Origin of the sequence: Psychrobacillus sp. PGGUH221 (genome assembly GCF_042055255.1) — a bacterium.
GTDB lineage: Bacteria > Bacillota > Bacilli > Bacillales_A > Planococcaceae > Psychrobacillus.
In genome coordinates this window covers 765,882-778,576 of sequence record NZ_JAQMHQ010000001.1, presented here as the reverse complement: position 1 = coordinate 778,576, position 12,695 = coordinate 765,882, and the positions used below count along the sequence as shown (strand labels likewise).

At 36.4% G+C, this 12,695-nt stretch carries 9 protein-coding genes, 2 pseudogenes and 1 riboswitch; of the genes and pseudogenes, 5 read left to right on the top strand and 6 right to left on the bottom strand.

The genetic code is table 11. The features are described 5' to 3' along the window. The first annotated feature begins 2 nt into the window (after positions 1 to 2). Both PGC35_RS03610 and PGC35_RS03605 read left to right on the top strand, forming a co-directional pair. Positions 3 to 418, top strand: a pseudogene (locus PGC35_RS03610) (MarR family winged helix-turn-helix transcriptional regulator). Then, a complete protein-coding gene (locus PGC35_RS03605; protein WP_375218213.1) occupies positions 409 to 756 on the top strand; it encodes a DUF3147 family protein in 348 nt (115 codons plus the stop codon). Before PGC35_RS03610 ends, PGC35_RS03605 begins: the two are co-directional and overlap by 10 nt. A gap of 32 nt (positions 757 to 788) precedes the next feature. Here PGC35_RS03605 and PGC35_RS03600 read toward each other — a convergent pair whose 3' ends face one another. From PGC35_RS03600 to PGC35_RS03580, 5 genes are all read right to left on the bottom strand, one after another. Then, on the bottom strand, positions 789 to 1,103 hold the full coding sequence (locus PGC35_RS03600) for a hypothetical protein (protein WP_375218212.1): 315 nt from the start codon (positions 1,101 to 1,103) through the stop codon (positions 789 to 791). Positions 1,104 to 1,381: 278 nt separating this feature from the next. After that, complete coding sequence (locus PGC35_RS03595; protein ID WP_375218211.1) at positions 1,382 to 2,488, bottom strand: 5-methyltetrahydropteroyltriglutamate--homocysteine S-methyltransferase; 1,107 nt, start codon at positions 2,486 to 2,488, stop codon at positions 1,382 to 1,384. 1 nt (position 2,489) lies between these two features. Further along, positions 2,490 to 3,677, bottom strand: a complete 1,188-nt coding sequence (gene metC, locus PGC35_RS03590; RefSeq protein WP_375218210.1) for a cystathionine beta-lyase — start codon at positions 3,675 to 3,677, stop codon at positions 2,490 to 2,492. Continuing rightward, complete coding sequence (locus tag PGC35_RS03585; protein ID WP_375218209.1) at positions 3,674 to 4,795, bottom strand: methionine biosynthesis PLP-dependent protein; 1,122 nt, start codon at positions 4,793 to 4,795, stop codon at positions 3,674 to 3,676. Before PGC35_RS03585 ends, metC begins: the two co-directional genes overlap by 4 nt. Positions 4,796 to 5,117: 322 nt before the next feature. Next, a riboswitch (SAM riboswitch) is annotated at positions 5,118 to 5,224 on the bottom strand. 109 nt (positions 5,225 to 5,333) lie between these two features. Further along, complete coding sequence (locus tag PGC35_RS03580; protein ID WP_375218208.1) at positions 5,334 to 7,076, bottom strand: ABC transporter ATP-binding protein; 1,743 nt, start codon at positions 7,074 to 7,076, stop codon at positions 5,334 to 5,336. 191 nt (positions 7,077 to 7,267) lie between these two features. Here PGC35_RS03580 and PGC35_RS03575 point away from each other — a divergent pair, with 191 nt between their 5' ends. The 3 genes and pseudogenes from PGC35_RS03575 to PGC35_RS03565 all read left to right on the top strand — a co-directional run bounded on the left by PGC35_RS03575 (position 7,268) and on the right by PGC35_RS03565 (position 11,989). Next, a complete protein-coding gene (locus tag PGC35_RS03575) occupies positions 7,268 to 8,641 on the top strand; it encodes an ABC transporter permease (RefSeq protein WP_375218274.1) in 1,374 nt (457 codons plus the stop codon). 18 nt (positions 8,642 to 8,659) lie between these two features. Beyond that, positions 8,660 to 10,150: an ABC transporter permease gene (locus PGC35_RS03570; protein ID WP_375218207.1), complete on the top strand. Its 1,491-nt coding sequence runs from the start codon at positions 8,660 to 8,662 to the stop codon at positions 10,148 to 10,150. A 28-nt stretch (positions 10,151 to 10,178) separates the two neighbouring features. Beyond that, positions 10,179 to 11,989, top strand: a pseudogene (locus PGC35_RS03565) (ABC transporter substrate-binding protein). Positions 11,990 to 12,226: 237 nt separating this feature from the next. Here PGC35_RS03565 and PGC35_RS03560 read toward each other — a convergent pair. Then, positions 12,227 to 12,424, bottom strand: coding sequence for a hypothetical protein (locus tag PGC35_RS03560; RefSeq protein WP_053590643.1), 198 nt, complete (start codon positions 12,422 to 12,424; stop codon positions 12,227 to 12,229). Between the last annotated feature and the right edge of the window lie 271 nt (positions 12,425 to 12,695).

Here is a 12,695-nt window from a genome sequence, read left to right as displayed (position 1 = left end):
AGGTGACCGAGCAAATAACGAGGCTAAATCAATATTGGACAGATATTTATTTTTATTTACATTATCCACATGAGGATAAAATCTCCCATCAGGCAGTACGTATACTTCAGCTTATAGAAAAAAACAATTTGTTGGCGTGAATGATGTAGCTATTTTTTTACAAATTTCGCCTAATACAGCATCAGAACATGTAAAGAGATTATTGGAGAAAAAATATATTAAAAAAGAAAAGAGCGCCGAGGATCAAAGGAAAGTAAGTTTAACTTTAACTGAGCTAGGCAAAAGCGTGTTACATCGAAATACGAATTTGGATGAGGAAAAATTAAAAATAGTACTAGAGCAGCTATCGAACCAAGAAAGAATGATGATTGAGAAAGCATTAGAAATATTAAGTAAGGGTGCGAATAAATGTATGTAATTGTGAAAATAATGATTTCTGCTATTTTAATAGGGATTGTAACAGAAGTTTCGAGAAGGTTTCCGACCTATGGCGGAATAATTGCTGCGCTTCCTTTAGTTAGCCTTTTAAGTATTATATGGTTATATGTACAAGGTGAACAAACTACTGTGTTAAGTAAGTTTGCATTAGGAGTTCTTTGGGGATTTCCTGCTACCGCAGTGATGTTGTTAATTGTTTATATCTCCTTACAAAATTCTCTCCATTTATTCGTGTCTATCGGATTAGGGATTTGTGGATGGCTTTTGTTTTTATTTGTACAAGACTTTACGATTGATTTTGTCAAAGGATTGCTCTAATTAGAAAGGCTGGCAAAGAGCCAGCCACAATTTTATAAATTTCCTGCGTGTTTCCATTTAGTAGGTGTTCCAGATTTAGGGCAATTTGGGAATGTTGCTCCTGCTCCTGCTTCTAATTCTAATTCATCTCCGTCTTCATCTACATATTTACCGGATTCCGTTACCTTATCTCCAGAATTATGATAATGACTTTCCGAATGCTTCCAATAGGTCGAAATTTCCGATTCTGGGCAAGAAGGAAATTTATCGCCCTTATATAATGTTTTCGTAATACCAGCTTCGCAAGTGTATTCTCCTGTTTCTTTTACGATGTCGTCTGTTGAGTGTTCATATAGATGATTGGTCATAGAATATTCCTCCTTCAATTAATAACGTATAATTTATTTACCCATGAAGTAATTAATAAAACATTAGGAAAACAAAATCATACAGTACGATTAAAGATATCAACAAGTTCTCCACAACTTGGAGCAAGAGAAAAGTGTGTGATCAAAATAAAATCACACACTTTTTATGTTAATTTATGAAGTTAACTCTTTTTTGGGGGGAAATGGTCGGTCTATTGAATAAACTAGTCGCTTTATATCTTATTTGGTTGCTCTGATCCACACTTTACCAACATATTTTATTTCCAAACGTCTTCTGCGATTTGAACGACATGGCGGATTTTTTCCCATTGTTCTTCTTCTGTAAGAATGTTTCCTTCCTCCGTAGAAGAGAAGCCGCATTGTGGACTTAAGCATAACTGTTCTAGAGGCACATATTTTGTTGCTTCTGCAATTCTTGCTTTTATTTGGTCCGCGTCTTCTAAAGCACCATGTTTGGAAGTTATTAAACCAAGTACGATATATAAATCAGAACGGTTCACATGACGAAGTGGTTCAAAGCTTCCAGAGCGCTCATCGTCAAATTCTAAGAAAAGACCGTCTACATTTAGTCCACCAAAAATCGTTTCCGAAACCAACTCATAGCTTCCGCTCGTAATATATGTAGAACGGAAATTACCACGACAAATATGCATAGTTACGAGCATATCATCAGGTCTTTTTGCGATGGATTCGTTGATGGCGCGTGCAGAAAGTTGAAGAGCATGCTCCAAATCTAAACCGCGTTCTTTTAAAGAAGCAATGCCTTCCTCAGAAAAAGAGGTTGCCCAAGATGTATCATCGATTTGTAGATATCGACAGCCCTCATCATATAATGCCTGAATTACGTCTTGATATGCAGCGATTAAATCATTAAATAAATCTTCGTCACTGCTATATACGCCTTCTTCAATTGTTGCTCTATAGTAAAGCATATTTGGGCTCGGGATAGTAAACTTAACAACGGAGTCTCCAGCGATACTTTTTAGAAACTTGAAGTGATCAATCATATAATGAGTGCTAAAACCGAGCTTACCTGTTACTTTAATACCGTGTGCTCTAGTTTGTACTCCTTTAAAGGAGAGTCCTTTATCTGTTTCATAGAACTCTACTCCATCAAGGCCTCCTAGAAAGTCAAAGTGCCACCATTTACGACGAAATTCCCCATCTGTAACGGATACTAACCCTGTCTTTTTTTGTTTTTCTACTAGTTTTATAATCTCTTCGTTTTCGATCTGTTTTAATTGATCTGCAGTAATTTCTTTATTTTCATATTGTAAACGAGCTTGTTTTAAACGTTCTGGACGTAAAAAACTTCCAACGTGATCTGCTTTAAAAGGCGCTTTAAGTACTAATTGATTTGTCATGTTAAATTCCAACTTTCTCTATTAGTTTTGCAGCTACTAGAAGTGCTTGATCGAAGTCTGCTATTAAATCATCTACATTTTCTAAACCAACTGAGAATCGAAGTAATCCATCAGTGATTCCTCGTTTTTCCCGTTCCGATTTTGGCATAGCGGCATGGGACATCTGGGCAGGGTGGGAAAGAATAGATTCCACTCCGCCAAGACTTACAGCGAAAACAGGAATCTGAACACTTTCAACAAATGCTTTTGCTATTGCTTGCGTAGGTAAACGGAAGGAGAGGACTGCCCCAGGGTTTGTTGCTTGCTGTGCATGAATTTCATATCCTGGATGGGATGTTAACCCTGGATAATAAACTTCTTCGACTAAAGTATGATTGTTTAAATAGGCAGCAATCTGTTGGGCTGAATCTGCTGATTTTTCAAATCGAACGCTCAACGTTTTAATTCCTTGAATAAGTGAAAATGAATCTTGGGCACCTAAAATCGCACCGAATGAATTTTGAAGGAATGCTAATCGTTTTCCAAGTTCCTCATCTTTTGTAACAGCTAGACCTGCAATTATGTCACTGTGTCCTGATAAAAATTTAGTAGCGCTATGTAAAACTACATCTACTCCAAGGTCGAGTGGACGTTGGTAAAGTGGTGTCATAAATGTATTATCTAAAAAGGTTAGGCAATTGTTTGCTTTAGCGAGCTCCACGATTCGATTAATATCCGTTATACCTAGACATGGATTGGATGGTGTTTCAATATAAATCAATTTTGTATTGGAGCGAATCGCTGAAGCAACGGATTCTAAATCCGTAAAATCAACGAAAGTATGCTTAATTCCAATACGAGGCAATACCTCGGTTACAAAACGAAATGTACCTCCATAGACATCTTCTGTAATAACAATATGATCACCTGCGGATAGGAGCATGAATGCGGAAGAGATTGCAGCAAGTCCGGAGGCGAATGCTAAACCTCGAGTACCACCTTCTAGTTCTGCAATCGTTTTTTCTAAAGCATCTCTCGTTGGATTTCCAGAACGGCTATAATCATATGGACCAAATTCATCAAAGCTTTCTTGATGGAAGGTAGAGGACAGATAAATCGGGACATTGACAGCACCAGTTTTTCTCTCTCCATGCCCACGAGTTGATGCCACGACAATACTCGTTTCTAATGACTCTTTATATCCACTCATTTTACGGACACCTCACTTTCCAATAATGCAAAAACTTGTTTCAAGTCGTGTATTAAGTCCTCTGCCTCTTCAACACCAACAGAGAAGCGTAATAGGCTGTTATCTACACCACGTGCTATACGTTCTTCTTCTGGAATTTCCGCGTGTGTTTGAGTTGCGGGATAGGTGATAAAACTTTCCACTCCTCCAAGGCTTTCTGCAAAAACGATTAATTGGAGGTTTTCAAGAAAGGGATTAATCCATTCACTTTTTTGTAAGCGGAAAGAAAGCATTCCGCCTTTTCCAGAATATAAAACATCCTTTACTGCTGATTCATTTTGTAAGAATTCAGCAATCTTTTTTGCATTTGCATCATGCTGTTTCATACGTAAGTGAAGTGTTTTTAACCCCCTTATTAATAACCATGAATCAAATGGAGAAAGCACTGCACCTGCTGCATTATGATTTATTAGTAATTTTTCACCTATATCGGTGCCTTTAGAAACAACGAGACCAGCAAGAACATCGTTATGGCCGCCAATGTATTTTGTGCCGCTGTGAATAACAATATCGGCACCAAGTTCAATTGGGCGCTGTAAGTAAGGGGTTAAGAATGTATTATCCACGATTAATAATAAATGATGCTTTTTAGCTAATGTCGCATATTGCTCTATGTCGATTTCTTGCATTAACGGGTTAGTAGGCGTTTCTATAAAGATTGCTTTTGTGTTTTTAGTAATGAGGGCTTCTACTTCTTGAACAGTTTCAAACTTTGAATAGGATGTGCGTATATTGTAGGAATCTGCGTACTGATTAAATAAGCGATAAGTCCCGCCATAAAGATCCTCTGGGGCAATCAGTTCATCTCCTGATTTAAATAGAGATAATACCAATTGAATTGCAGCCATACCGGAACTACAGGCAAATCCCGCTTCTCCAGCTTCTAGCTTCGCGATGCCTTCTTCTAATATAGCTCTTGTCGGGTTTTTTGTACGTGTATAGTCATAACCAGTTGATTGACCAAGTCCGGCATGCTTGTAAGCGGTAGATAAATAGATTGGTGGATTTACAGCTCCTGTCTTCGAATCACTATGGTTCCCTAATTGTACTAGCTGAGTTTCTATACTCTTTTTAGACATCATTATTCATCCTTTACTATTAAATTATAAATGCGCAAGCGCCTATGTTTGCCCCAACAAGCAAATGTGAAAAGAATGCATCTTAAGTTCACCTCATCCTGTAGTAAAGGATGCATGACCCTCATCTCCGAGCCCAGAAGACCTAGGAGGCAGCTTTTCAGCCACCGCAAAAGTTATTGTCGTCTGTGTTTGTGACGAGCTTTGCGCTGGAGCAGCTATTTCACATATAACCTCGAGGGGCAGTGCGCTGGAGTCTGCCAAAAATAAAAAAAGAGGATTCTCTAATAAGAAGAGAATCCTCAATAAAATACTGAAGTTAGTCTTCTTATCTTCAAGACGTAGAACGTCTATTGGAATTAGCACCACACCTTTATTCGGCTGGTTGCTGAGACATCTTCGGGCCAATCCCTCCGTCTCTCTTGATAAGAAATAAAATATAAAATTTTCAAAAAATTAATTTAGGTAAGTTTATCACGGGATGAATTTTTATACAAGGTCTTTTTTTATGTGTATTTCTAAATAGTACAATAGGAGGTGCTTAATTTTTCGGTATAGCAACCCAATGTCCTTTGGAGACTTCTACTAATTCTGATTGTGATAATTGATATCGATCTTTTTCCCGATTTTCTTCCATTAGTGATCGTTTTTTCTTTGCTTCAATTTTAGGATCTGGAATTGGAATTGCTGCTAATAATGATTTTGTGTATGGGTGCAATGGGTTAGAGTACAATTCTTCACTTTCTGCAAGCTCGACAATTTTTCCAGCATACATAACTGCCACTCTATCACTAATATGCTTGACCATCGATAAATCGTGGGCGATAAAGAGATAGGTAAGTCCCAACCGATGTTGAAGGTCCTCAAGTAATTCAACTATTTGTGCTTGGATAGAAACATCTAATGCGGACAATGGTTCATCACAAACAATAAAGTCAGGTTCTACTGCAAGTGCTCGAGCAATTCCTATTCTTTGTCGCTGCCCACCTGAAAACTCATGTGGATACCGCATTGCATGCTCTGGTTTTAATCCAACCATTACAAGCAATTCTTCTACTCTATTTTTTCTTTCCTCATTGTTTTTACTCAACTGATGAATATCTAATGCTTGCCCTATAATATCAAGGACTTTAAAGCGTGGGTTTAAAGACGAATAGGGATCTTGAAAGATCATTTGCATATGACGTCGCATTGTTTTCAATTCATTTTTGTTTAATCTGTTAATGGCTATACCTTGATATAATATGTCTCCATCTGTCGGCTCGTGAAGTCGTAAAACAGCTCTACCGGTTGTAGACTTTCCTGATCCAGATTCTCCAACTAAACCTAACGTTTCTCCCGGTTTTATGAAAAAGCTGATATCATCGACTGCTTTTAATACATTGCCTTTTCCGGTATGGAAATGTTGTTTTAGAGACCTAACATCGAGTAATGGTTTTCCTTCTTCTATTCCAATAGAGCGAAGAGGGGGACGTTTAGGTTTTTTCTTTTGATCCAGACGAGGAAGGGCATTGAGCAATCTTTTGGTATAAGCATGTTGAGGGTTTTCAAAGATCTCTTCTGTTGTTCCAGTTTCAACAATTTCCCCATCCTTCATCACTGCAACCCTGTCACACATACCTGCGACAACTCCTAAATCATGGGTGATCAAAATAATGGATGTTCCAAAACGTGTCTGCATATCTTTCATCAGATTTAATATTTGTGCTTGAATCGTTACATCTAGTGCTGTAGTCGGTTCATCTGCAATTAGTAAAGTAGGTCGACATGCAAGTGCAATTGCAATCATGACACGTTGACGCATTCCCCCAGAAAATTCATGTGGATATTGATTAAAACGTTCTTCACTATTTTTAATGCCTACAAGTTTAAGTAGTTCAACTGCTTGCTTGTATGCTTCCTTTTTAGATAACTTTTGATGTTTAATTAAGCTTTCAGCGATTTGCTTTCCAATTCGGATAGTAGGGTTTAGAGAGGTCATAGGATCTTGGAAAATCATACTAATATCTCTTCCACGAATACTTTCCATTTCTTTTTCTGATTTATTTACCAGATTTTCACCGAGGAACTCAATTTCTCCGTTTTTCAACAAGGAGGGAGGTGAGGGAAGAAGTCTCATAATGGAACGGGCAGTAACACTTTTTCCGCTACCAGATTCTCCAACAATACCTAAAGTTTCTCCTTTCTTCACGTCAAAACTGACACCTCGTACAGCTTCAAATTCTTTGTCGCTGGTTAGAAACGAGATATGTAGATCTTTTACTTTTAAAACCGTCTCCAACATAAACACCTTCCTAATTCTATATGTAATTAATTAAAATCCATTGACTTAATAAAAGTTCGAATCTATACTATACTATACCACTTGGATTTATACAATATAGGAAAGGAGGTAAATAGTCGTTGGGGTTAAATAAAGAGCCATCTGTCAATTTTGATATATCCCATCATCTTGCATTCATTTTCGGGAAATTGATGCAGAGAGCGCCGTTTAAATTCTTGTTGATAATTTTAGGATTTCCGTTGCATTTTATCACTTTTTTCTATTATCAATTGAAAAAGAAGAACGATACATATTCTATTATTTATGAAAAAATGAATGCTTCCTTGAAAAATTTGGGTCTTAAAGAAGAGCTGAAGAGAGAATTTGCAAACCAATATGTGCGCAAGCATGCTTTCTTTCGTGAAAAAGTAAGTGAACAGGAAATGGAGAGAGAAGTAGAAAAGCTTGCAGAGGAAAGATACACAAAAGTGCTCTCTGAAAAGATAGAGGAACAATATGAGCAAAATGGATTAAAAAAGCTAACCTATGTTTCCTTTTTTCAAAGTTTACTTAATAAAAAGGCATTTTTAGTTGTTTCATGTATTCCCGGAATACTTATGTATCTATTACTTATTTTGTATAGTAATGCTTTTGTTAAGTTTATTTTTGAACGACTAATTATGAGTATATTTGTTATAGCAGGTGTATCCATTCTAGTATTTACTATTCTATATTTATCTCCTTTTGATCCTGCAGCCAATATCTTGGGAGAAGCAGCGACGAAAGAGCAAATTGCAGCTTTCAATCAGATGCATGGTTTGGATCAGTCTTACTTGGCTCAATTATGGGATGCAATAAAAGGAATAGCTATGTTTGATTTAGGAGCTTCTTTTACTGGAAATGAAGAAGTAGCCACAAGTATTGCGAATAAATTCCCAATTACTTTAACTATTGCAATTTTTTCATTGTTAATGGCGATTGTCATTGCAATACCAGTTGGAATAATTTCAGCTACTAGGCAAAATACGTTTTTAGATTATTCTTTTATGTTTGTTGCTTTAATTGGATTATCTATTCCTAACTTTTGGCAAGGTTTAGTATTTATTTTAAATTTCTCGATTAAACTGCAGTGGTTACCTGCAACTTATAATCCTCAAAATTTGTTGTCGATCATAATGCCGGTCATTGTTCTTGGAACTGGACTGACGGCATCTGTTGCAAGGATGACACGATCCTCCATGTTAGAAATCATTAATGAGGATTATATTATTACAGCAAAAGCCAAGGGGTTAAATGAAAAACAGGTACTTTGGAAACATGCAGTTGGAAATGCGATGATTCCTATTATTACAGTAATTGGTTTACTGTTTGGAGATATGCTCGGAGGAGCAGCAGTAACCGAGAAAGTCTTCAATATTAGTGGTATAGGGAGTTATATTGTTGATAAACAATTCGTTCCAGACATACCAGCGATTATGGGTGGGGTAATTTATATTGCCATAACAATTTCTTTAGTAAACGTGCTTATCGATATTTTGTATGCGTTTTTTGATCCTCGCATTCGTTCTAAGATGAAGCAACTGTAAAGAGAAGTAGGTGTAAAGGTGATTTCAAATCAAAAACATGCGTTGAAGTTATCCCGAGATTATACACAAGCAAACTTTGCATGGATTCTTTCTCTTATCGTGACCCTTCTTTTATTAGTAAACAGTTTCAACTTTAAAGAGGGGACGTTGAAGGGTGCTGTTTTTACTGTATTTCTTGTTTATTTTGTATTTACAGTTTTTCAACTTTTCCTTACATGGAAAATGAAGAGGGACCTTTTGAGTACAGGTGAGATACAAAGCAAAACGAGAAAACTCGGCTATATTCAACTTCTTAGCATATTGAGTGCAAATATATTTATAGCTTCATTTGCATTTAACATAATAAAAAAGAAAAAAACACCAGAGTACACATTTGCTGTGTATATGTTGTTAACACAAATATTTATCCTAGCTATTTCGGCCCTCAATTTGTTTAAACCATATGTGACAGATACCTTTTTACCGGCAATGGGCATTTTGATAGGAATATTAATATTCCAAGTCATAACGCTAGTTCTCGTGTCCAAACATGTGGAAGATAACTTAGCACCGTCATGGATGATGGCTATTGCCATTCTGTTAATAATTACTTCCCTAACGGGAAATATATTTAACTTATTATTAGGTATTAGTTTAATTGTAAAAGTACGTAGTCATGATCAATCTAGAATTCTGAAGTGGAATACCATGTGGAGCAAAATTACTCGCAACTCAACGGCAATATTAGGAATGTTTTTTATCATTCTAATGTTTTCATTGTCGGTTTGCAGTAAATTCACGTTTGATTATGATATGGCTGTTGAGAATAATTACGGAGAATTACTTCAAAATCCTAGTCTGGAACATCCATTTGGTACAGATAATTTTGGACGAGATTTGTTTTCAAGAATTGTCTTTGGAGCGAGAATTTCACTTATTGTTGGATTTGCTTCCACGATAATTCCAACGATTATTGGTGGATTTTTAGGAGCTTTAGCAGGATATTATACGAAACGTGCAGATAATGTGATTATGCGTCTTCTAGATATTTTGTACGCTGTTCCTGGAATTTTACTTGCCATAGCTATTATTGCTGCATTTGGGGCAAACACTATGAATCTAATTTTGGCATTAAGTGTCGGATCAATTCCGACCTATGCTCGAACGATGAGAGCTAACGTACTAATGGTTTCAAACTATGAATTTGTCGATTCTGCGCGTGCACTTGGTTCGTCTGATTTGTCTATTATTTTTAAGCAAATCGTGCCGAACTCGCTAGCCCCAATGATTGTCAAGGCAACCTTGACAATTGGAGGAGCCGTCATCGCTACTAGTAGCTTGAGTTTCCTAGGTCTTGGAGTGGAACCACATATTCCAGAGTGGGGAAATATTTTAAAAATAGGAAGTACCTATCTTGAATCACATTCGTATCTTGCTGTAATACCAGGGCTTGCTATTATTGGCCTAGTATTATCCTTCAACTTTTTAGGTGATGGATTACGAGATGCTTTTGATCCAAGAATGGATTAAAAAGAATTATATTTTAGGAGGAAATAGTATGAAGAAAAGTATATTAGCTATCCTGATTGCTTTTGTTTTGGTTTTAGCAGGATGTGTAAATACGAAATCGGATGTTGCCGATAAAGCAAATGATAATAAAGACGCTAACACGGATCAAAGTAAGGTAGAAATTGAACTTTTAGGCATGAGTACAGGTGAAGCGGATATGAACATCGTCCGTGACCAACTGATTAAAAATGGTTTTGATGTGAAGTTAAATATTCAACCTGATTACGGTAGCTTTACTGCACAAAAAGATGCAGGAAACTATGACTTAGCTTTATCTAGCTGGACAACGGTTACAGGAAACCCTGACTACGCAGTTCGTTCGCTGTTCAAATCAGATGGAGATAACAGTATTATGTCTGATGAAGAAGTGGATAAATTAATTGATCAAGCAAGTACAGAAACAGAAGAGGAATTTACCGAAACATATAAACAATTAGAGCAACGTCTTGTTTTGGATAAAGCATATATTGCACCGCTTTATAATTCTTTCAAAGCTCAAGGTGTAAATAAAGAAATCTTAAATGCAGATACAGTAAGACTTGCAACTTCACGTGCAATTGCATGGGAAACGATTGATTTTACAGACACTTCAAAAAGAGCAACACAACCATTAATTATGCAACAAGCAATCGGAACTTTAACTTCTTTAGATCCGATTAAAGGTAATGATGGATCTATCAATACACTAAATACAAATATGTATGTAAGACTTGTTAATTTAACTGATGACGATAAAGTGGTTTCAGATGGTTCTTTATCACTTAATCACGCAATCGCTGAAGGTAATGAATCATATTACTTCCTTCTTCGTGATGATATAAACTTTGCTGCCGTTACAGATAAAAAAGCAGTTGACACTGGGGAACGCGTAGGAGCAGATGATGTTGTATTCTCTTTAAACCGTGCAAAGGATAAAAACTCAGTTCCAGATCACCGCACATATAGCTTGCATGAAAGTATGAAAGACATTCAAGTAGTAACTGACTTATCAGAGCTTGATGTTAAACAATCTGGAAGCGATGTTACTGTAAGAGAAGCGCTTGAAGAAGGCTTAGACGCTAAAATTACCGAATTGGTAGAAGACAAAACTAATGCAGATAATGCGGCAGGCAAATATCAAGTGGTGAAAATTACAACAGTAAATCCATTCCCACAAGTACTAAATTATTTAGCTCACCAATCTGCAGGAATTGTTTCTAAAAAACAAGTAGAAAGCATTAATACTTATGATGTGGCATCATTTGATGTAAATAAAGATATTCCTTACGGAGATCAAAACACAGTTACAGAAGGCGACAAATATAACAATACGTTATATGCAAGCGGTCCGTACATCTTATCTCATAAAAATGACTACGAGGCAATATTCTTGAAAAACCCAGCTTATATGGCAGGTACTGAAAATGAAGCTAAAATTTCAAATGTAACTGTTGTTTCATTCAAGATCCTGACAGCGCACTTTCCGCATTACGTAATGGAGAAATTCATATTTTCAATGGTGTTCCAGAAACAAAGTATGATTTAGTAGAAGGAGATAGTAAATTAACCCTTCAAAAAAGTGATAGTAATGCCGTATCTTATTTGTTATTTAATACAAAAAATCGTGAAGTATCCGATAGCGAAGACCTACGAAAAGCTATTCTTTATTCAATTAACCAAGATGAAATTTTAAATTACTACCAAGGAAACAAAAAGAAAGCAGTTTCCACTGTAAGTCCACTTGTTGATACTGGAAATGAGCTAGTAGCAGATCCAGCAAAAGCAAAAGAATTCTTAGATGCATATAAAGCAAGCAAATAGGTAGAGAAAAGCTCGGTAAGTGGTAAAACACTTACTGAGCTTTTTTAAATAATTGAAAAGATGCCATACAGTCAAAAATCTTTTTATGTGGACAGATAAATTATTATCCGGTATCTGGACACATTTATTTTTATCCGGTCATATAAAAAGAAGTTCGTGATTAGTGCTTCTCTTATATAAAAAGGCATGTGCGGTAACTTGACCCGGACATGCCGTAAATACATAATTACCATTTATCTAAAAGAGCATCGGAAGAAAGAACGCAATTGCTCCGAGTACAATTGCACTCCAAGCTAGGAACTTTTGAGGGGAAGCTAAGCTGATTAGGCCTAAAATTATTGCAGCTCCACCGAACCAAATAGGTGAGTAAAAGAACCCTATTACAGCAAGAATAATAGCCACCCAGCCAATCCACATACCAAAAGAAGCTTTCATGTCGAACACCTCCTTTTTTATACTAAAGATCAATAAATTAATAGAAACGTAATATCCACATTATTGATCTTACTCATAGTATATGAAGGGGTGTTCGATAAAAAATAAACAATTTGCCGAAAAATGTAGACGGACAGGCATTATTTATTACACGAAAAAGAGGATCCTAGAATGGTAACGGTTCGGTTATTGGGGAGAAAATATTAATAACAACCTAATAAGGGAAGCAATACATATGAGTTGGTGTCTTCCTTTTTGTGGTTATATCAAT